Origin of the sequence: Bartonella sp. HY761 (assembly GCF_026743145.1) — a bacterium.
Taxonomy (GTDB): Bacteria; Pseudomonadota; Alphaproteobacteria; order Rhizobiales; family Rhizobiaceae; genus HY038.
Map to the genome: position 1 here is coordinate 2075967 of NZ_CP104887.1, position 21893 is coordinate 2097859.

The 21893-nt window shown below is 40.2% G+C and carries 21 protein-coding genes; 12 read left to right on the forward strand and 9 right to left on the reverse strand.

Annotated features, from left to right (window positions below):
- Window positions 1-125: 125 nt before the first annotated feature.
- The 3 genes from N6A79_RS08970 to N6A79_RS08980 all read right to left on the reverse strand — a co-directional run bounded on the left by N6A79_RS08970 (window position 126) and on the right by N6A79_RS08980 (window position 4984).
- Window positions 126-1916 (reverse strand): adenine deaminase, encoded by a 1791-nt coding sequence (locus tag N6A79_RS08970; protein ID WP_268545670.1) that lies wholly within the window; start codon window positions 1914-1916, stop codon window positions 126-128.
- A gap of 469 nt (window positions 1917-2385) precedes the next feature.
- Window positions 2386-3543 (reverse strand): aldo/keto reductase, encoded by a 1158-nt coding sequence (locus N6A79_RS08975; RefSeq protein WP_268545671.1) that lies wholly within the window; start codon window positions 3541-3543, stop codon window positions 2386-2388.
- Between the two features lie 445 nt (window positions 3544-3988).
- Complete coding sequence (locus N6A79_RS08980) at window positions 3989-4984, reverse strand: alpha/beta hydrolase (RefSeq protein ID WP_268547571.1); 996 nt, start codon at window positions 4982-4984, stop codon at window positions 3989-3991.
- Window positions 4985-5225: 241 nt separating this feature from the next.
- On the opposite strand from N6A79_RS08980, the gene N6A79_RS08985 reads away from it, so the two are divergent.
- The 5 genes from N6A79_RS08985 to N6A79_RS09005 all read left to right on the forward strand — a co-directional run bounded on the left by N6A79_RS08985 (window position 5226) and on the right by N6A79_RS09005 (window position 10762).
- Window positions 5226-6143: a LysR family transcriptional regulator gene (locus N6A79_RS08985; protein ID WP_268545672.1), complete on the forward strand. Its 918-nt coding sequence runs from the start codon at window positions 5226-5228 to the stop codon at window positions 6141-6143.
- A 138-nt stretch (window positions 6144-6281) separates the two neighbouring features.
- Entirely contained in the window at window positions 6282-7310 is a 1029-nt protein-coding gene (locus N6A79_RS08990) for an alpha/beta hydrolase (protein ID WP_268545673.1), read from the forward strand.
- Window positions 7311-7443: 133 nt separating this feature from the next.
- On the forward strand, window positions 7444-8640 hold the full coding sequence (locus tag N6A79_RS08995) for an MFS transporter (RefSeq protein WP_268545674.1): 1197 nt from the start codon (window positions 7444-7446) through the stop codon (window positions 8638-8640).
- Between the two features lie 82 nt (window positions 8641-8722).
- On the forward strand, window positions 8723-9076 hold the full coding sequence (locus tag N6A79_RS09000; protein ID WP_268545675.1) for a cyclophilin-like fold protein: 354 nt from the start codon (window positions 8723-8725) through the stop codon (window positions 9074-9076).
- Between the two features lie 165 nt (window positions 9077-9241).
- Window positions 9242-10762, forward strand: coding sequence for a Do family serine endopeptidase (locus N6A79_RS09005; RefSeq protein WP_442784229.1), 1521 nt, complete (start codon window positions 9242-9244; stop codon window positions 10760-10762).
- 65 nt (window positions 10763-10827) lie between these two features.
- Here N6A79_RS09005 and N6A79_RS09010 read toward each other — a convergent pair whose 3' ends face one another.
- A complete protein-coding gene (locus N6A79_RS09010) occupies window positions 10828-11532 on the reverse strand; it encodes a glutathione S-transferase family protein (protein WP_268545677.1) in 705 nt (234 codons plus the stop codon).
- 321 nt (window positions 11533-11853) lie between these two features.
- Here N6A79_RS09010 and N6A79_RS09015 point away from each other — a divergent pair, with 321 nt between their 5' ends.
- On the forward strand, window positions 11854-12009 hold the full coding sequence (locus tag N6A79_RS09015; protein ID WP_262078244.1) for a hypothetical protein: 156 nt from the start codon (window positions 11854-11856) through the stop codon (window positions 12007-12009).
- Between the two features lie 85 nt (window positions 12010-12094).
- Window positions 12095-13042 carry an endonuclease/exonuclease/phosphatase family protein gene (locus N6A79_RS09020; protein WP_268545678.1) on the forward strand — a complete coding sequence of 316 codons (948 nt, stop codon included), beginning with the start codon at window positions 12095-12097 and terminating at the stop codon, window positions 13040-13042.
- A gap of 115 nt (window positions 13043-13157) precedes the next feature.
- Here N6A79_RS09020 and N6A79_RS09025 read toward each other — a convergent pair whose 3' ends face one another.
- Both N6A79_RS09025 and N6A79_RS09030 read right to left on the reverse strand, forming a co-directional pair.
- On the reverse strand, window positions 13158-14588 hold the full coding sequence (locus tag N6A79_RS09025) for a M48 family metalloprotease (RefSeq protein WP_262080621.1): 1431 nt from the start codon (window positions 14586-14588) through the stop codon (window positions 13158-13160).
- 463 nt (window positions 14589-15051) lie between these two features.
- Window positions 15052-15594, reverse strand: coding sequence for a DUF924 family protein (locus tag N6A79_RS09030; protein WP_182417312.1), 543 nt, complete (start codon window positions 15592-15594; stop codon window positions 15052-15054).
- Between the two features lie 330 nt (window positions 15595-15924).
- Here N6A79_RS09030 and N6A79_RS09035 point away from each other — a divergent pair, with 330 nt between their 5' ends.
- Together N6A79_RS09035 and ilvC are read left to right on the forward strand one after the other, a co-directional pair.
- Window positions 15925-16569, forward strand: a complete 645-nt coding sequence (locus N6A79_RS09035) for a TetR/AcrR family transcriptional regulator (RefSeq protein ID WP_182417313.1) — start codon at window positions 15925-15927, stop codon at window positions 16567-16569.
- A 162-nt stretch (window positions 16570-16731) separates the two neighbouring features.
- Window positions 16732-17751, forward strand: a complete 1020-nt coding sequence (gene ilvC / locus N6A79_RS09040; RefSeq protein ID WP_182417314.1) for a ketol-acid reductoisomerase — start codon at window positions 16732-16734, stop codon at window positions 17749-17751.
- A gap of 110 nt (window positions 17752-17861) precedes the next feature.
- Here the strand turns inward: ilvC and N6A79_RS09045 are convergent, their stop codons facing one another.
- From N6A79_RS09045 to N6A79_RS09055, 3 genes are all read right to left on the reverse strand, one after another.
- A complete protein-coding gene (locus N6A79_RS09045) occupies window positions 17862-18104 on the reverse strand; it encodes an Imm74 family immunity protein (RefSeq protein ID WP_262078247.1) in 243 nt (80 codons plus the stop codon).
- A gap of 159 nt (window positions 18105-18263) precedes the next feature.
- Window positions 18264-18578, reverse strand: a complete 315-nt coding sequence (locus N6A79_RS09050; RefSeq protein ID WP_268545679.1) for a hypothetical protein — start codon at window positions 18576-18578, stop codon at window positions 18264-18266.
- Between the two features lie 8 nt (window positions 18579-18586).
- Window positions 18587-18928 carry a BA14K family protein gene (locus N6A79_RS09055; protein WP_268545681.1) on the reverse strand — a complete coding sequence of 114 codons (342 nt, stop codon included), beginning with the start codon at window positions 18926-18928 and terminating at the stop codon, window positions 18587-18589.
- A gap of 282 nt (window positions 18929-19210) precedes the next feature.
- Between N6A79_RS09055 and N6A79_RS09060 the strand changes: the two genes are divergently transcribed.
- From N6A79_RS09060 to dmeF, 3 genes are all read left to right on the forward strand, one after another.
- Entirely contained in the window at window positions 19211-20116 is a 906-nt protein-coding gene (locus N6A79_RS09060) for a PhzF family phenazine biosynthesis protein (RefSeq protein WP_182417318.1), read from the forward strand.
- Between the two features lie 369 nt (window positions 20117-20485).
- Complete coding sequence (locus N6A79_RS09065) at window positions 20486-20758, forward strand: metal/formaldehyde-sensitive transcriptional repressor (RefSeq protein ID WP_182417319.1); 273 nt, start codon at window positions 20486-20488, stop codon at window positions 20756-20758.
- Window positions 20759-20854: 96 nt separating this feature from the next.
- On the forward strand, window positions 20855-21880 hold the full coding sequence (gene dmeF, locus N6A79_RS09070; protein WP_268545682.1) for a CDF family Co(II)/Ni(II) efflux transporter DmeF: 1026 nt from the start codon (window positions 20855-20857) through the stop codon (window positions 21878-21880).
- Window positions 21881-21893 lie beyond the last annotated feature (13 nt).

Here is a 21893-nt window from a genome sequence, read left to right on the forward strand (position 1 = left end):
CTCGCACAAAAAACGCGGTGTAAACAATGGATTAGAGCGCCGATCTGATCCAATCAGATCGAAATGCGCTCGAATATTGATTTGAAACGAAAAAAGGCATTTACGAATAAATGCCTTTTAAAAACTTAAACATTATGGGTGGTTTGCACTGGTTCACCATAAGGGGTAATAACTTGCAAATTGACACAATCCACAATGCCAAGATCAGTCATGGCGTAATCTGGAATTGCGGTAATCTGCAACACAAACATATACATAAATGGCCAAGGCAGCTGACAACCAAGGCTGCGTGCGGCATCATCAAGGCGGGTTTCAAATCCCATCATTTCTTCAGGCTCAATATCTGAAACAATACCACCAATTGGCAGATGCAAGAATTCAATCACCTTGCCATCTTTAACAACAACTTGTCCACCTTGCTTTTCAATCAAGGTATTAATAGCAAGTTCCATGTCTTTTTCATTGGCACCAACGCAAATAATATTATTATCATCAGGCGCAGTTGATGATGCAATGGCCCCAGACGTTAAGCCAAAGCCAGAAATAAACCCAACGGGGCGATTACGGGTTTTGCCATAACGCTCAACAACAGTTAAATATTGAACATCTTGTGCAGGATCTGCTTTTACAAAACCATTTTCAACGGGCAATGTTACCATGCGTTTGGTGCGCACAAAGATTTTCTCAGGTGTAACATTAATTGCCATAAGCTCGGTTTTGTCGCCATTACCTTTGGCTTCAACGCGAATTTCGCTTGCTACAACTGCTTCGGCTTTCATGCTTTGCAACAAAGATGGGCTGCGCGTTGGCGCAACAAGCTTAACGCTCATTTTGCCGCCCTTTGCAACAAGGCTACCATTAGCGATAACACCATCAATGCGGAAATTACGCAAATCATCAACAAGAAGAATATCAGCAATGCGTCCTGGTGAAATAGAGCCTACCTTATGGTCAATACGCAAAGCATCGGCACCATTAATGGTTGCCATTTGAATAGCAGCCATTGGTGAAATGCCCATAGCAATTGCCATACGCACCATATTATCAAGATGGCCGCGAGTAAGAATATCACTTGCAACCACATCATCAGTACAAAAACTAATGCGGCGTAGGGCTTTAACGCCCATTTCAGTGACAATACGTAAATTATCGGTCAAGAAATGCGAAATCGACGATTCACGAATGACAACATGCATACCATTGCGTAGCTTTTCCAGCATTTCTTCAGGGCTATAGCTTTCATGATCTGAACGCACGCCTGCTGCCAAATATTGATTTAATTTAGAGCCGCGTGTCATTGGGCAGCAACCCAAAGCTGGTAAGCGATTGGCAGCACCAATAGCCAATGCTTCTAAAACATCGCTATCTTCTTCCTGAATAAATTCACGAACTGTTTCCCAAATACCAACGCATTCAGGCCAATGATGGGTATTACGATGGTCTTCAGGGCTAAAATAATGGCCAACGGTTGAACGCGGCATTGTGTAAGGTGTTTTGCAAGGCGCACCCCAAAAGACTTTTAATGGCGTATTTTTTGCTTCATCCAAAAATTCACGAGCAGCATCTGGGCCACCAACAACAATAATTTGATCAAGACCGGTAACAATTGAGGTCGTGCCAAGTGGAACAACTGCTTTTGCAAAACTAGTTAAGGATAACTTAGAGCACTCAACATGAAGGTGACCATCAATCATGCCTGGGCAAAGATACCGACCTTTCGCATCGATTATCTCAGTATTAGGACCAACATAATCTTCAATATCACCAACTGCGATAATCTTGTCTTTATAAATGGCAATATCTGCATCATAAATTTCTTCTGATACAACATTGACGAGTTTGCCACCCCTAACCGCAAGAGTTGCCTTCATTTCAAGGCCGGCAGCCGCCCGAATAAATTCACGAATATCGCTCACATCAATTCTCCAAAAGCAATGAAGCGCAACAGTGAAAATCATCACTTTGCGCTCACTGCTCAAATAAAAGCTTAAGAGTTTTTTGGCTTTTGCACATGCAAAAGCACTCTATTTATTGGCGTTCTATAATGTGAATGATGAGTAAATACAAGAATTTGATCACAAAAAACTAATATTCACAAGCTATCGACAACTGGGGTAATCTTCTATATTTTTTCAGTCCATGGTAATTTATTTTTACTCCCATGAGAAAATAACACAATTTTTTCAAAGAATTAAAACCATCATAAATATTTCACTAAAGGTTGCGATATAATTTTTAATTGTGATTTTTAGCGAAACTAAATAAAATTTAAGCGGTGCGCCAAGAGCAGCCCGACAAATATTTCAAGCAATTATGGAATCACATTGCAACAACTTTTCTCACAAATTAAACTATCGCCAGCTTTAACCTAATGCGCCTCTCCCGCTATCTGCTCATGATTGGTGCTTCAACATTGGAATAGGCAAGGACATTATCTGGCAAGCGTTGACCTTTTATCTTGATTGCCAATAATTGCTGATTAAATGCTAAAAGCTCATCATGGTTAAATTGTACCTTAACAGCACCGCAATTTTCAACTAGATGTGCCATTTGCGTAGTTCCAGGAATTGGCACAATCCAAGGCTTTTGCGCCAATAACCAGCTAAGTGAAATTTGTGCTAGTGTTGCTTGTTTTATTTCTGCCCATTTTCTGAGTAATTCCACAATCTTTAAATTATTGGGCAAATTTTCTGATGAAAAGCGTGTTTCAACTTTACGAATATCACCATCAGCAAAGCGCGTCCGCTCATCAATTGCACCGGTTAAAAAGCCAACGCCAAGCGGGCTCCATGGTACAAAACCAATGCCGAGTTCTTCGCAAATGGTTAGCACTTGCTGTTCTGGTCCTCGCCAAAGCAATGAATATTCGCTTTGCACAGCGCTTAGCGGTAATACCGTATGGGCACGACGCAATGTGCCTGTACCCATTTCGCTTAAGCCCCAATGCAAAACCTTGCCTTCATTCATAAGATCTTTTACCGCGCCAGCAACGTCTTCAATCGCAATATCTGGATCAACGCGGTGTTGATAGAGCAGATCAATATGATCGGTTTGTAACCGTTTAAGCATGGCTTCAACCGCGAGTTTAATGTGCTCGGGCCTACTGTTTAACCCTGGTTTACGCTCGCCGGTATTACGGTCAATATTCCAGCCAAATTTTGACGCAATTACAATCTTATCACGAAATGGCTTTACTGCTTCACCCAAAATGCGCTCACATTCAAGCGGGCCATAGGCTTCTGCCGTATCAAATAAAGTTATGTCATTATCATATGCCGCTTGAATAAGTTTAATCATATCCGCGCGGTGTGGTATGGTGGTTTGATAGGTACGGTGCATATTTTGTACACCTAAACCAATGCTTGAAACGTCAAGCGCACCTAATTTTCGCCGGCGATTATTCTCTATTTTTTGTGGCGTATCGCGAGCTAAAGATTGGTTATCTTTTCCAGCATAAGCAGCTGACAAAAAGGGCAGCGTTGCAAGACCTACAGTTACTCCTAAAAATCCGCGCCGCGTGGTATTTTGAATAGGTTTTGACATTTTTATTCCTTAGGTGAAAAAATCAAAGTGAACAATTTTGAACACCTTATTTTCATGGATATGAAGGTGACAATTATTATTTTATTGCTTGTTGGAGCGCATATTCAAAGCGGTTTGCCGCCGTTTCTTAAAGATGCTGGCGCAAATTTTAGCAAATCCTAAAATTTGCTTTTGGCTAATACCTTGCCGCAAACTTGCCCCCACATCAGAACGTAACTGCGCCTAGAAACCTTAGGTGCTTGGAATGTGGCTACAAAAGACACTAAAAAGCTAATTTAACTAATTTATGCGTCACGAAATCTCCCCTTTAAAGCGTAGGATAGAAAAATTTCTATTTTTTATGATGTTTGTTCGTGGTGCAGTATATATGCGCAGCTATCTTGCTCTTTACGATGAACGGCAATTGCATAGCTCTAAAATGGGCTAAGAGCTATGCAATAATAACTTACAATTCCTTATTAAAAAAATTGGTCAAATCTTGCGCAATTTCATTGACATAAGGCTGCTTCCAATAAGTCTCGATATGAGTCGCACCATTAATTTTGATAAGGTTTTTATTGCTTGTGCCAGTGGCTTTTGCCAGTGCCTGTTCGCTCATATATAGGGTGTCGGCATTAGAGCCAGCAATGAGCAATAATGGCTGCGCGATGAGATCCATATGATCGGTTGCATCAAAGGTCATAAGATCAAGTAAACTACTTGTTGTATATTTAAAGGTAGAATTAGGGTGATAATGACTTCTGCCATAATATTCCAATCCTTCGCGGTATAGTCCAGCAGGAGCCTTGGCAATATCTTGATCGGTTGTGGTTTTTAAATCAAAATTGGCAGTATATTGCACATCACCTAGAAATTCTTTTGCCCGTGCTTCACTTGCCTCGCTTAAACGTTGTTGGATTGTGCTGACCTGACTATCTTGCATGCCATTACGGCGCACAAGACCTGAATTGAACATGCTGATAGTCGCAACCGCTTTTACGCGTTTATCACTTTGTACGGCGGCAAGTGTGTAACCACCACCGCCACAAACACCCAAAGCACCAATGCGTGTCGTATCCACACCAGGATAGGTGGCAATAAAATCAATCATGCCATGAATGTCATTAATGCGGTTAAATGGCTTATCAACATTCCGTGGCTCACCGCCACTTGCCCCTTGATAGGCAGCATCAGCAGCTATTGTAATATAGCCTTGCTCTGCTAAAAGCTGCGCATATAATCCGGCGACTTGTTCCTTAACGCCGCCATTAGGATGGGCCACAACAATTGTTGGATATTTTTTTGCTGGATTATAATTAGCGGGCGTATAAATATTTGCGGCTATTTCAATACCATTAACCTTATAGTGCACCGCATGAATATTGACTTTTCCAGCCTCATTTTTAGTAATTGCCCCATCATAGGTTAGTGTAAACGGATTTTGTTGATAATCATTGGCCATAACATTTCCTGTCAATATAAGTGTGGCGGATAAAAGAAGCGCTGATAAAAGCTTTTTAGATCGCAAGGGGTTTATCCTTAAGTTAAGGCGTAAAATTCACTTTTCACACCGTTTTGCTGATTAGCCAACTATAATTGATTAATAAAATTTGACAATTAGCGATGTTATTCATAGCCTGTTGAGTAATTTTCAATAATCGATTAAGCTATATCCTGCATTCAGCATTATAGGAAAAAACAGCATGTCGCGTATTGCACTGCCAGAACTCAGCATTTTTATCACTGTTGCCGAGCAACGCAATTTTAGTGCTGCTGCACGTGAATTAGGCGTTTCAACATCTGCTTTAAGTCACTCAATCCGAAAACTTGAAGAGCGGCTTGGCATCCAGCTTTTTATCAGAACCACAAGATCTGTTGCTTTAAGCGAGGCTGGTGAGCAGTTATTTCTGCGTTCAGTTCCTGCAATTAATGATTTAGAGCAGGCTATTCATGATTTAAATTCTTCGCGCAATCGCCCATCGGGAACTATTCGTATTAGCAGCGCCGAAGCTGGTGCAAAGCTGCTTATTCGCCATATGTTACCAAACTTCTTTAAAACCTATCCCGATATTCATGTCGAATTTGTTGTCGATACGCGTTATATTGATATCGTTGCCGATGGCTTTAGCGCCGGCATTCGCCTTCTTGAAGATGTGCCGCTTGATATGGCTGCCATTCCTTTTGGCCCCGATGAAATCCGTATTGCTGCGGTTGCATCACCGGATTATCTTGAACAGCATGGCACGCCAACGTCGCCAGATGATCTTAAAAAACACCAATGTATCCGCTTTCGTTTTTCAAGTGGTGCGCTGTATCATTGGGATTTAGAAAAGCAGGAGCGCAGTATGAATATTGATGTGAATGGCCCTATGACGCTTGGCAATACTAATCTAATGGTTGAAGCAGCATTAACTGGTATAGGCATAGCATGGGTGCCTGATTATCATGTCCATGAACATATCAAGCAAGGCCGATTGGTGCAGCTGCTTGCGGATTGGAGCCCGAAGATCGGCAGAACATGTCTTTATTATCCACTTAACCGCCAACAGCCGCAGGCGCTCAAACTCTTTTGCGATGCTTTACGTGCCTGGAGCAAAAATGCTAATAAGGCGCAAGACTAATTTTATAGATTAACAAATTGGCCATATTTATTCATGAGTAAAGCTCATAATAGTATGCAATATTAATGCAATTATCACACCTATTAAGCTGTGCCATAATCTTCTTGAATTTGTATTTTCATTTAAGGAGAAAGGACCATGCGAACACTGATTGTGTTGCTAACACTAATTTTCAGCGCGTTCCAGGTTATGGCACAAGATATGTCAAATGGCGTCAATAATTTTTATAAAAGCAATGAAGTCACACTTCAAAAAATCCATTTTAAAAATCTATATAATATGGATGTTGTTGGTAATCTCTTTGTCCCTAACAATCTTGATCGCAGCAAAAAGAATGCAGCAATTATTGTTGGTCACCCAATGGGTGCAGTTAAAGAGCAAGCATCCAATCTTTATGCACAAAAACTTGCTGAGCAAGGCTTTGTAACCCTCGCAATTGATCTTTCATACTGGGGAGAAAGTGCAGGTGAGCCACGTAATCTTGTTTCCCCTGAAATTTATGCCGATGATTTTAGTGCAGCAGTCGACTATCTAAGCACACAAGATTTTGTCGACAAAAACCGAATTGGCGTTCTAGGAATTTGCGGCAGTGGTAGCTTTGCAATTAGTGCAGCAAAAATTGATCCAAGATTGCGGGCGGTTGCAACGGTTAGCATGTATGATATGGGCGCAGCCAATCGTAACGGCATCAATCATGGTGTAACGCTTGATCAGCGTAAAGCAAACATTCAAGCAGCCATCGAACAACGCCAAAAAGAGTTTGAAGGCGCAAAAACCGAATATACCAGTGGTACAGTTGATGCTTTAACCGAAAATTCCAATACCATTGAACGCGAATTTTTTGATTTTTATCGCACGCCACGCGGTGAGTTTACACCACAAGGCCAATCGCCTGAACTTACCACTCATCCAACATTAGCTAGCAATGTCAAATTCATGAATTTTTATCCCTTTAATGACATTGAAACCATTTCACCACGGCCAATGCTATTCATTACTGGCGATCAAGCGCATTCTAAAGAATTTAGCGAAGATGCCTATCAGCGTGCCGGTGAACCAAAAGAACTATTTTATGTAAAAAATGCCGGCCATGTCGATCTTTATGACCGCGTTGATCTCATTCCTTTTGGTAAATTAACCAGCTTTTTTGAAAGTAATTTGAAGTAAATAGCCACGTTTTTTTTGGCAAAAGACTATTAAAAGAAAGTCAGATTGCCAAGGTAAATGCCTTGGCAATCATCACATTAGATCAATGACATATTTTACCCATTTTGAAATTTATAAAGAGATGTAATCCACCATGGTACTCAACCAAAATGAAACAGCAATTATAGCACCACAATGGTCGGCAGTTTTTTCGCTTTTCCTTGGCGTTACCGGTCTTATCACTGGTGAATTTTTATCAATTAGTTTGTTAACACCTATTGCCCATGACTTATCGATCAGCGAAGGTTTAGCTGGACAAGCTGTAACTGTTGTAGGGCTTTTTGCCGTGGCTACGAGTATTCTGCTTAGTCCGCTTACCAAAACTATTGATAGGCGGCTTATTTTGCTTAGCCTATCAACTTTGTTGATTGTTTCCAATGCGCTGGTTGCCATTGCCCCCAATTACATTGTCTTGCTTATTGCCCGTGCTTTACTTGGCATTTGTGTTGGCGGCTTCTGGTCTATGTCATCGGCGGTTGCCTTGCGGCTTGTGCCTGCAAAAAATGTACCACGCGCATTAAGTATTATTTATGCAGGTGTTGCTGTTGCTACAATTATTTCTATTCCGGTAGCAAGTTATATTGGACAATTTATCGGTTGGCGCAATGTGTTTTGGCTAGCAGCACTGCTTGGCACGATTGGCTTTATCTGGCAATTTTTATCTTTGCCATCCATGCCAGTTAAAACTGTAAGTCGCTTTCGCGATATGGGGCAACTTTTAAAAACCACTTGGGTGATTGCTGGCCTTGGCGGTATGATTTTCAGCTACGGCGGTTACCATGTATTTTTTACCTATTTGCGCCCTTATATTGAACAATATCTGTTTTTGAATAGTGCCAAGCTATCGCTAATCTTGCTTGGCTTTGGCATTGCTAATTGTTTGGGCACATTTTTTGCCGGAAAATTATTAGGTCAAGGTTTTCGCATTACCATCATTGCTATCCATGCCATATTAGCATTTATCGCCATTAGTTTCTATTTTAGCAATGGAAATCTTATTGAAAATATAGTGTTGATTATGATGTGGGGCTTCATGTTCGGCATTATTCCAGTTGCTTGGTCAACATGGATTGTTCACACCCTTGCCGATCGCGCTGAAATTGCTGGTGGACTTATGGTTGCAGCCATCCAGCTTTCCATATCAATTGGCGCGGCAACTGGCGGCGCTGTTTTTGATGGTGGTGGCGCTAAGAGCATATTTGCCATTGCAACGCTCTTTCTTGGCTGTGCCATCACTCTAATTTTAATCAGCTTCCAACTATTTTATAAAAGGACAGGCAAGCATGCTTAAACTCTTTAGAACAGTGTTAATCCTTGTCCTTGGTTCGATTTTTTATCTCAATATTGCGCATGCTAACCAGAAAGGAAATATTATGGCCATTACCTTAACCATTGATGGTGAAATTTTAACTGCTGAAATTGAAGATAGTCCAATTGGTCATGATTTTTTATCGCTATTACCGATTACTTTGACACTTAATGATTACGCATCAACCGAAAAAGTAGCCAATTTACCTAAGCGGTTAAACCTAGAACAAGCACCTGACGGTTTTACCCCCGTCATTGGTGATATTGCTTATTATGCGCCTTGGGGCAATCTTGCAATTTTTTATCAAGACTTTTCCTATTCTAAAGGTCTTGTCAAAATTGGCACAGTTCGCGGTTCTATTGATAAATTGCTAAAAGATGGCCCCTTTGAAGTGCGAATAGACAAAACACCGTCGTAATTTTATATCAAGAATTCTTAAAACAACCAAACCATGCCGTATTTTGGTCATGCAATGCTTGCAATGTGTTTATACCTATTGTTATCTATTTGCCGCTATATAATATTATCAAGTGCCCGATAGGGGTGATGATAGTTGAATTATAAGACATTTTAAGGAATCGGTATGACCAGACTGCGCCGCCTTTTACCTCTTGCTGTAGCTTGTACCCTGCCGCTTTCTAGTGGTGCTTTTCAAACAGCTGCATGGGCACAAAATGCATCAGCAACTGCGCCGCGCGATATGACGAGTGCCCCACAATCGGTGTCAAATCTTGCTTCTGGTCTGCTTGATGCGGTGGTTAATATCGCCACCTCACAAAATGTCAAAGGAACTGAAAGCGGTGATAACCCACCTGTTGTCGACATTCCAAAAGGCTCGCCTTTTGAAGATTATTTTCAAGATTTCTTCACCGATAAAGACGGCAAGGCTCCCCAACAATCACGCAAGGTTGAGTCGCTTGGTTCAGGATTTGTTATTGATGCGAAAGAAGGGCTGATCGTGACTAATAATCACGTCATTGCCGATGCTGATGATATTGAAGTTAATTTTACAGATGGTTCAAAGCTAAAAGCTGAATTGCTTGGAACAGACCCAAAAACTGACATCGCTTTGCTGAAAGTTAATCCAAACAAAAAAAAGCTCACTGCGGTTAGTTTTGGTGATTCTGAAAATGCCCGTATTGGTGATTGGGTAATGGCAATTGGTAATCCATTTGGTCTTGGAGGGACTGTAACCCTTGGTATTATATCAGCGCGCAACCGCGATATTAGCGCTGGCCCCTATGATGATTTCATTCAAACCGATGCCGCAATTAATCGTGGTAATTCTGGTGGACCACTTTTTGATATGAATGGCAAAGTGATTGGCATTAACACAGCAATCATTTCGCCAACGGGGGGGTCTATTGGCATTGGTTTTGCTATTCCTGCCGACATGGCAACTGGCGTTATTGCGCAATTAAAAGAATTTGGTGAAATTCATCGTGGTTGGCTTGCCATTCGTATCCAACCGATCAATGAACAAATTGCTGAAACTCTTGGGCTGCCAAATACCGATGGCGCAATGGTTGCCAGTAAAATGGAAGCTGAAGATGTGGATAATAAAGCGCTTAAAGAGGGCGATGTTATTTTAAAATTTGGCGATAAGCCGATTAAAAATGCCAAGGATTTACCGCGTATTGTTGCTGAAAGTCCAGTTGGTCGCGATGTAAAAGTAACTATTTTACGTGATGGTAAGCAACAGGTGGTTAACGTTAAGCTTGGACAGCTAAAAGAAGAAGAAAATGAGCCTGCAATTGATGATACCAGTGATGGGACTGAAGATACGACAAGTGCTGATAATGCACCAAAGCCGCTTCTTGGTATGCAAATTACAGCGCTTGACGAAAATTTACGCAAGAAATTTGGCATTGTAGAAAGTGTTAAAGGCGTAATCATTACCGATATTGAAACCAACTCGATCGCCTCTGATAAGCGGATCCTTATTGGCGAAGTGATTATCAGCATCAATCAAGAAGTTGTCTCCAACCGCGAAGATGTGGTTAAGCGTATAAAAACCTTGCGTGATACGGGCCGCCAAAACGCCCTCATCATGGTTGCAAAACCCAATGGCGATTTACGTATGGTAACACTGCCACTAAATTAGGTCAAAAATAAAGGGAGAGCAGATTTTAAACTGCCCTCCCCTTTTAAAAATAATGTGTTTTAAGCTTATTTATTTTCCTCTTGGCCAAAGAGGATTTTTTGCGCTTCCTGATCATGAGATAAATCATTTTTCATTTCACGACCAAGTTCAAGTCCGCGCTGTACAGCAGGACGCTCGCGCATGGTGCGCAACCAACGTTTTAAGTTTGGATATTCTAGCAAATCAATTCCATAGGCATCATATTTTGATACCCAACCAATTGATGCAATATCAGCGATAGAATAATTATCGGCCAAATATTCCTGCCCTTCAAGGCGTTTATTCATCACACCATATAAGCGGCGCACTTCCTTGGTATAACGCTCAATAGCGTAAGGGATTTTTTCATTGGCATAAACAGCAAAATAACCAGCTTGCCCTGACATTGGCCCAAGGCCAGATATTTGCCACATCAACCACTCGTCAACCGCAACCCGCTTTCTTTCATCAGTTGGATAAAAACGCTGAAATTTACGGCCAAGATACATTAAAATTGCGCCTGATTCAAAAACCGAGATTGGTTCGCCATCTGGTCCTTCTGGATCAATAATTGCCGGCATGCGGTTATTAGGTGAGATCGCTAAAAAATCTGGCTCAAACTGTTCGCCTTTGCCAATATTTAAATAGTTAACATTATAAGGCACACCGAGCTCTTCAAGCATGATGCTAATTTTCCACCCATTTGGGGTTGGCCAGTAAAAAAACTGTATTGGTTTATTCTGGCTAGGCATCGTCGATAACTCCGTAAAATAGGTTGCTAATTGGGCTTTTTGATCTATCCCAATTTGTTTACACATAATCGCTGACAAAGGCTTCATGAACTTAGAAACCATTATTGCGAAATTTTAAAGCTGCTTTTTAATACCACACTTTATAAACAAATGTAAATTATCGTGTTTCATGGTTAAATTATAGCCTAAATTTTAGTCTGAATTAACCATTATTTTTAATAATTCCTTAAGATCAATAAATAAACTATGAACGGCTCGCTCAGCCTTTATTCAATGAACACCAGTTAGATTATAGTTATTAATCTCATATGGAATATTACAATGAATGATAGTTACGCAAAACGCATGTCGATCTTAAGTCTTAGCATTTTTGCAACGGCGCTTACTTTGGGCTTTGCCATTCATTATGCTAAAATGCCGGCCTATGCAGCACCGCTTTATCAAAACAGTCAAAATATGAATGGTAATAATAGTTAAACTTTATTGTTAGCATTTAAATTACACTGGAAATTTTGCCGTAATTACTCGCTTTAAATGTTGTGACAAAACATTTGGAGACAATATGCGCAATAATACCCAATCTGGCCTTTTTAGCCTTATCTGGATGCTCTTACTAATTGCAGCGACAGTACCATTATTAATCAGCTATTTAGGCGTATTGCATCCAATGCTGGATTCCGTTGCTCATTTTAGACGCCATATGGCATTTGTGCTTATTATAGCAACTATTCCAATTTTTTTCACAAGCTTTAAACGTTTTGGATTGGCAATTATTACATTTAGCTTATTTTGTGTTTTATCCACCTATCAAACACAAGGTTTGAAACCAACAAACATCAGCAGCACACGGCACTTTAAACTCATACAGACAAATTTGCGTTATGATAATCCCAACACCCAAAAACTGATTGATTTGTTGAATTCAGAAAAGCCTGACTTTATTACCTATCAAGAAGCATCAAGCCACTGGCAAAAAGCCTTAAGCGAATTTGCACGAACCAACAACTATTATACTTATAAATGTGAACGCGCCCAAATATCAATGATTGGTGCAACCGGATTTTTATCACGCTATCCATTCATTAGCACCATGCCAGAAGAAGCATGCCCGCATGATGCAGGCATAGCTACTGCGATGGTTGATATTAATGCAAAAACGCCGCTAAAACTATCATCTCTGCATTTATTTTGGCCTTGGCCTTATCGTCAAAAAAGCCAAATAATTGCACTCCCCCTAACAAAAGAGCCGTTACAACTTATTGGTGGCGATTTTAATGCAACCAGTTGGAGCTACGCTGTGAAATTTGTTGAAGACAAAACTGCAACGCGCCATGTCAATGGCATTGCTTCAAGCTGGCTAAGTTACAGTTTCCCTGATAGCATAAGACCAATTTTAGGACTGCCAATCGACCAAATATTGCTCAGCGATGAATTTAAACTCAACAAGGTCGAACAACTTCCTTCAATTGGCTCAGACCATCTGCCCATGAAAGTAGAATTTTCACTATAGGCAGCATCACTGTTATAATCTGCATCAATGAAATTTCATACAGCCCTAACCCCGATTACAGTTTTTACTAAATCGTTGGGTTGCTATATCAAAATGGCGATACAAGTTAAGATCATTACTCAGCAATGATCTTAACGCGGTCACCAGCAGATACCACCGATGTTGGTGACAATGCATTTAATATGCGAAACAATGCAACCTTTTTATCGGTTCCTTGCATTTGATTAGCAAGCGATGCAACGGTCTCTCCCGGTTTTACCGTTACAACATGAACGCGAAGCGGTTTTAATGCAGCAATTTGTTGACGGCTTAATATTTTAAACGAGTTTATTGTCGTGCTCGTAATGCTTGGCAGCGAATTGTTATTTTTAGGTGCTGCAATTAAAAAACGGAAGATCTTATTTTTAACAAGAATGACAATAACATCAAATTGCCATTTAGGGCTTTGCGCGCTAGCAGTTGCTGCTGGATATCCGCCAATATCAACCGAGCGCACACTATCTACATCAAGACCTGATACCCAGCCACTTTGAATGTAATTCTTAGCACTGCTAATATCGTCTGGTTTATTAATAGCATCAAAGCGAATAGCGGTATCATCAGCGCCGCTAGCAACCACTGCAGCACTAGAATTATCAATTGTAAAACCATTAGGTACGGTAAAAGCAACCCCAAGTTCAGGATGAATAAAGTTTTGACCTCTGATATAACCTTCTTTGGCGGTATCACCAAATACCATATCATCGATACCTTTTAAAAATGAATCGCGATCTGTTGAGCCAACGCCTGGTGCACTTACCAAGCGTGCCTGCCCAAGAGCTAATTGGACACGTTGCGGTGTTGCTGGGTGGGTGGCCAAAAAGTCAAGCTTGGCATCAGTTGCACCTGATACGCTTCTAAACTGGGAATAGCCTTCCATGGTCTGTAAAAACCTTGCAGATGCAAAAGGATCATAGCCTGCCTCTGCAACGGTTTTAATACCAATCTTATCAGCCTCCAATTCCTGATTGCGCGAAAACTGCGCCAAAGACATTTTACCGCGCAGCTCCGTCTGGCGCTCACGATTTCTATCCGATAAAACTTCAGAGACGACCTGATTGCTTAATTCAACTTCAGCCTCTTTACGCAAACGTTGTACACCGTGATTAGCGGTCACATGCGCCATTTCATGCGCAATTACTGCAGCAACTTCAGATGAGTCATTGGCAAGAGCCAACAGACCACGCGTTACGTAAACATAACCACCTGGCAAGGCAAATGCATTAATATTGGGGGAATTCAAAATAGTAATGCGATAAGTTTGGTCAGAACTGCCAGCAGCAACAGTTAGTTTACCAACAATTTTGGCAACCATACGTTCCAATTGTGGATTATTATATTCGCCACCATATGTAGCAAGAATGCGCGGATGTTGAGCGGCACCAAGCTGCGACATTTGATTATTTTTATCAACAGTATCAACAATATAAGGATTAATAGATGGCTTTAACCCACCATCAGGTTTGCTATAATCTATCAATGTGCAACTACTTAACAGTGGCAACATCAATAGAGCAAATTGAACAGAAAAACGTTTTAAAGAACGTTGTTTGCCTTTTGTTGATATAGTTTGACTAAAAGCCATTGCCATTATTTTTCTCACTGCACATATTTAATATAATATATTCTAATTAAAATATATTTTTATATTTTTGCTTAAATTTCAAAAGACATGCGTCAATTGAAAACCACACCTTATTAAGCCAAGCCATTAGACTTCTGTAGCTATAAATCACAATTTTCAATCTTTAAAGCCAATTTCCATAAGGCTATATTATTAACAACAACTATTTGCTAAATACTTACCTTTTTGTTGCGATAAATTACTGAATAATATACGCAATATTATATCTGCGATAAACCTGTTTTTTTAAACTTAAAGCATTTACAACTCGTTTTTTTATGTCTGTGACACAAGAGGCACGGTTTTCATCTTCATTTCAAACCAAAAAACTAAGTAAACAACGACATCAGCCGGCAAAACCACCACTATCAAGAAATTTTTGTTCCTCGGTGGTCGTCTTCCGATGCAATACCCCATTGCGGTGAGGGAAACGTCCAAAACGTTTAATAATATCTTGATGGATAAGGGCATATTGATAAAAGCTATCATCACCCAACTTTTTAAATAATTTAATACTTTCCTCTTGATCGTCAATATCTTCAGAATGCTCATACGGCAAATAAAAAAACGCCCGCAAAGCTTTTTCTATTTTTTGATCAAAGCCCAATTTTACAGCATTTTTGGCAATTTTTAAGGCCTTGGAATCACAAGAAAAAGCCTTTGCATCATTGCGAAACATATTGCGTGAGAACTGGTCAAGCAGCAGCAATAAGGCAAGTGAACCTTCTGCCGTTTTTTGCCAATCATCTAACTCACCATTGGCTGCCTTTTGCCAAAGATCATAAAATTTTTGGCGGATTTCCTCATCAAAGGCATCACTCTTCTTAAACCACTTTTCATGGCCAGCATTTTTCCAAAATTCGATCACTGCATGCTCATTATCAATCATAGCAATCCTCCCTATTGGCAGCCACGGACATTTAACCAAAGTGTCAACTAATCCAATCTTACGACTTTTATAATATGTAAGCAATCTTTACCAAATCAACAAGCTGCACAAATTTTTAATTTAGCATAATTGCTGCTTTTGAAAATGAACGGGACCAAGTACAACCACAACAAGGCCATTTTTTACGAGCACATAAAATCTTCTATTGATTTACCAAAGATTCCACTTGCTAAAGCTAAAATTATTGTGCATGGTACCGAACGGTACGGTACGTTGACACTTATCGAATAAAGCAAATTTAGTATTTTATATTTATTGAGTAAGGCATTCATGCAAACGGTAGAAGCAACAGTTGAAGCGCTGACGGAACGTCAAAAAGACGTGCTTGATGCGGCTTTGCATTTACTGGTTACCGGTGACAAAGCCCTTACCATGGGGCGGATCGCTCAAGAAGCAAGTTGCTCTAAAGAAACACTTTATAAATGGTTTGGTGACCGCGATCATTTTCTTGAAGCCATGGTGCAATGGCAAGCAGCCAAAGTGCGGATTATGCCAATAAAGAAAGAAGCGCTTGATTTAGGGTCGCTTTTTTCTAGCCTTGAACATTTTGCACGTGACTGGCTGATGGTTTTATCATCACCAACATCCATTGCTTTAAATCGCTTAGCGGTAGGCTCAGCGTCACCTGACAATGCTCGACTTGGTCAAATTGTGCTTTCTAATGGACCTTTTGCAATGGCAAAGCGAGTTAAGCCCCTTTTAGAGCTTGGCCGTGACGCTGGCTTACTAGATATTGAAACTATTGATCAAGCCTTTAGAACGTTTTTTGGTCTTGTTGTGCGGGATATGCAAATAAGGCTATTATTGGGCGATGAGATTGAAATGAATGATGACATCATCATTAAGGAGGCGCGCAATGCGACCCGTCATTTCTTCCATCTATATGTAGCTGAGGAGTTTAAAACTCTTTTGTAATGAAGTTTCACAATTATTCGCTAAATACCTGATATTTGGTGAATGGTTGAAATAAATTTGAATGGGTGAAGTATTGCCCAATCAAAACTAGTCAAAACCAAAACAAGCATTTTGTTTAAATGCTTGCAATAAACACCAAACAGACCGCAAAAGGAGAGTTCCATGCGCGTATATTATGATCGTGATGCAGACGTTAATTTAATCAAGTCAAAAAAAGTTGCTATGGTTGGTTATGGTAGCCAAGGCCGTGCCCATGCCCTTAATCTTAAGGATTCAGGCGCTAGCGAAATTCGCGTGGCTCTTCGTGAAGGTTCACCAACAGCTAAAAAAGCTGAAGCAGATGGTTTCCAGGTGATGAGCGTTGCCGATGCTGCAAAGTGGGCTGACCTTATGATGATGGCAACTCCTGATGAATTGCAGGCTGAAATCTATAAAGATCATATCCATGACAACTTACGCGACGGTGCAGCAATTGCTTTTGCCCATGGTCTTAACGTTCATTTTGGCCTTATTGAAGCCAAGAAAACCGTTGATGTTGTGATGATCGCCCCTAAGGGTCCTGGCCATACAGTGCGCGGCGAATATCAAAAAGGCGGCGGCGTTCCTTGCCTTATCGCAGTACATCAAGATGCATCTGGCAATGCCCATGACCTAGCCCTTTCTTATGCTTGTGGCGTTGGCGGCGGCCGTTCAGGCGTTATTGAAACCACATTCCGCGAAGAATGTGAAACTGATTTGTTTGGTGAACAAGCCGTTCTTTGTGGTGGTTTGGTTGAACTTATCCGCGCTGGTTTTGAAACCTTGACTGAAGCCGGCTATGCACCTGAAATGGCTTATTTTGAGTGCTTGCATGAAGTAAAGCTCATTGTTGACCTTATCTATGAAGGCGGCATTGCCAATATGAACTACTCCATCTCGAATACTGCCGAATGGGGCGAATACATGTCAGGTCCACGCGTTATCACTGCCGAAAGCAAAAAGGCAATGAAAGACATTTTGACCGAAATCCAGAACGGTAAATTCACCTCTGATTGGATGCAAGAATATAAGGCCGGCGCTGCACGCTTTAAAGCAACACGTCGTCTTAATGACGAGCACCCAATTGAGCAAGTTGGTGAAAAGCTTCGTAATATGATGCCTTGGATTAAATCAAACGCATTGGTTGACAAAGACCGTAACTAATTTGCGTTTATAGCACAAAAGAAAAGGCTGCCTTAGCAATAAGGCAGCTTTTTTTGTACACCGAAATTCTAAGACGTGCCGTTGGTCCTCGCTGCTCTAAGCAAAGCAGCTTACTCGAAAGTTACATAGCGATCTTTCGATAAAAACTCTTTTTTTATATCTTCAATGATCAAATCACGATCTTCAGCGGTTATTTCTTGGTTAGCGTGCGGTGGTTGCCATTTTATTATTGAAGATAATTGAACAGCAAAGGCAATTTTTGTTTCTTCTGGAAAATATAGTTCGCCAGCGATTTTCGCAGTTTTATTGCCAATTTTCACCCAAAGATAGCCGGTATTAAATTTTATAATCATCCCCTACCCTTTTAAAATATCAATAAGTAATCTATTGCTTTACAAAACAAGCTGAGATTTTGCAAAAATAATAAAACATATAAAATACAATAACTTGCAAACCTTAAAACCATAACTGTATCAATCAATGTTTTCTTTTGATAAAAGTTTTTTCGGCGGCTAAGCCTCATCCTTATCAACTAATTTTTCGATAGCAACATTATAAAGATGTTGATTAATGTATTTTTTAAATAAAGCATGCGTACAACATAATTTCTTTATAAGATAAATATCAGAGTTATTATCTTTAATGATGTTATCTATCACATAATCCTCATATGGCTCCTCATGAGGATAATCGATTAAAAAGCTCATAATATCAATGCATAAACCTAGTTCAATGGATTTACCATCAAACAAAGGGCATGGGCGATTGTCGTCTAAAGCCCGCATCTTACGTTTATATTTACTGTGATTTTGATGTCTATTTTTCATGAATAGCATTAAGGCTGATAAAAAGGAGACGAGCATGAACGCCTTTGGCCGCCGCCTAAGGGAATATAAGTATTATCGGTGCGTTTATAACTTTGATACTGATTATTGCACCATTCAATATGCTTTATATCTAGCTGCCCATTAAGCTTTTGTTGGCGTGCGGGTACTTCAATCGGGCTTGGATTATAAGGTTGACGCGGTTGCCCTGTCCGATATTGCGGACTTGGCACCACCATACGTGGCGGTAGCGGTTTTACATAAGGATTATTAATATCAACCGCCCAACTATTGCCGGTGCTGCTCGCCAATATCATTACAAGAGAAGATAATAAAAAACAAAGCTTGGTCATTATGGCCTCCTCTTTTCAATATAGTGTTTTTAGCAAGCAATACGAGAATTTTAAAGAAAATTCCAATAATTTAAAATTTCTTTTTACATAGCCATTGTCATTAATGTATTTCTTTTATATCAACAGTTTGTAAATATTGTGCAAAATTAAGTGGTGTAATCAAAATGCATTAAGGTTAAAAGATCCTATGCAGGAAAACGATTACACAGATTAAATAAAAATGTTATTTGATAAAAGTTCATTTTATTTGGGTTTGACTAGAAAATGTAGTGGGGTAAAAACATGAAAAACACTCATCGTTACGAAATATTTGATGTTTTTACCAATGCCGCTTTTACCGGAAACCCTTTAGCTATTGTTTATGATGCACAAGACTTAAATGATGAGCAAATGCTCAAAATTACTCAAGAATTTAATCTTGCTGAAACAGTTTTTGTACTACCTGCAGAAAACCCTATTCACCGAGCAAAGATTCGAATTTTTAAACCAAGCGGGGAGATGCCCTTTGCAGGTCACCCCACCATTGGAGCTGCAAGCGCATTAGCTAATCTATCAACATCACAACAAACTGAAACCCTGATGATATTGGAAGAAAAAATTGGTATTGTGCGTTGCGCTGTAAAGCTTTGCGGTGACACATCGTTTGTTGAGTTTGACCTACCCAAATTGCCACAGTCACTCCCCCTAACCTTAAAAAGTGAAGTTTTTGCCGTAGCCTTTGGCGTAGAAAATCGCGAAATTGGCTTTGAAAATCATCGCCCAAGCCTCTGGTCTGCCGGGGTGCCATTTTATTTTGTACCAATTGATCATTTATCAACAATTGCTGGAATTTCTGCTGACCCTTTGTTTATTGCACAAAATTTTGCTGATGAAGAAGGCAACATACCGTCATTTTACCTTTATTGCCGCGAAACACAGCGTATCGATACAGCTTTTCATGCGCGCATGTTGCGTGCTGATGGCTCAGAAGATTCAGCAACCGGCTCGGCAGCCTCAGCCTTTATTGGGCTTGCCCATCATTTTGACCAATATCAAAATGGTGACCATGAATTATGGCTAGAGCAAGGGCTTGAAATGGGGCGGCCATCACGTATCAAACTTGGCTTCCACATCCATGATGATAAAATTGCCAATGCCCGTATTGGCGGAAAATCAGTAAAAATTGCACAAGGCGAAATCTTTTTCTAAGCGCTTTGATCACATATAGCCTAAATTGCCCCATTGATATTAGTGCATAATGTGAGTGCGCAAATTCTACCATTAAGCGTTAAATCGTTGCATTGTTGCATTGTTGCATTGTTGAAATAGCAACCGCTTAGCTATTCTGTTTGACGAATTTTCCCATTTTCAATATTTAATTTCCGTTCAAAATAAAATTTATAAATTAAATCGGCTACTTCCAAGTTATTTACTTCTTCTCCCCAATTTAGACCGTAACAGAATTTTCTTATATTTGAAAATTAAGCCCAATTTTACTCTCGCTTTAATTCTTTGCGCCTTGTTGAAACGTCGTAAATATAGTATAGGGGGGTATATTATTTTACTGAAAGAGCTATTATGGCCCATACGATCAAGCAAAAAGACCGACTCATTGCTCGCATTAGGCGGATAAAGGGTCAATTAGAAGCAATAGAGCGAGCTTTGGAAAATGAAGCACCTTGCGCTGATATTTTGCGACAAACAGCATCGGTACGCGGTGCCGTTGGTGGATTAACCGCACAATTATTAGAAGAGCATCTTATTGCCCATGTGCTTGAAGCCGACAATGAACAAGAGCGCAAACAAGGTGGCGATGAAATGATAGAAGTTATACGCACCTATATGAAATAGTAATATTTTTAATGTGTTAGATAAATAAATCACATTAAAACATTGAGATAAAGCTGCCCCCCACAAATTGTTGATTATCATCTATTGGAGCTTAAGATGACTATACAACCAATTACTGCCAATCATGACCATATTTTTTTAGGACGTGATCATAATCGCAACGAAACCAAAGTATGGCTGGTGATTGCGCTTACCGCTTCGATGATGGTTGTTGAAATCATCGCTGGCACGATATTTGGCTCAATGGCACTTGTTGCCGATGGCTGGCATATGTCCACCCATGCTGGCGCCATGTTGGTTACCGCCCTTTCCTATTATTATGCACGCCGTTTTGTAAAAGATCGCCGTTTTACTTTTGGCACTGGAAAATTTGGCGATTTAGCTGGTTTTGCGAGCGCGATTATTCTAGCACTCGTTGCGGTAATCATTTGCTTTGAAAGCCTTTTGCGCTTATTTAATCCAATAGAGATTAGTTTTGGCCAAGCGATTTTAGTAGCAGTTGTAGGATTAATTGTTAATCTCGTTTCCGCCTATTTATTAAAAGATGATCACCATCATCACCTTGGACATAGCCATCAACACAGCCATGCTCATGAACATGATCACGGGCATAGCCACGATCATGTTCATAATGATGATCATCATCAAAGCAAAAAAGCAAAGGATAATAATTTACGCGCTGCCTATTTACACGTTTTGGCCGATGCCTTGACTTCAGTCCTTGCAATTATTGCTCTTATTTTTGGTTGGATTTATGGTTGGTTATGGGCGGATCCCTTAATGGGGGTTGTCGGCGCAATTGTGATTGGCCGGTGGTCTTGGGGGCTTATACGTGATACTGGCGGCGTGCTTGTTGATGCAGATCCAGAAAATAGCCAACTAACAACAGAAATAACCACTGCATTAAAAGATGAAAATGCAACAATAACCGATTTGCATATTTGGCAGTTAGGACCAGGTCACCATGGAGCGATTATCGCTTTAAATAGTGAAGTGCCGCAAACGCCCGATTATTATAAAGGGCGACTACATGGAATTCATGAATTATCGCATATTACCATTGAAGTGAACAACCATAGTGAAAACTTACTATTGGCAAAATATGTAACAAAAACGCAATAAAATAGTCACGCGG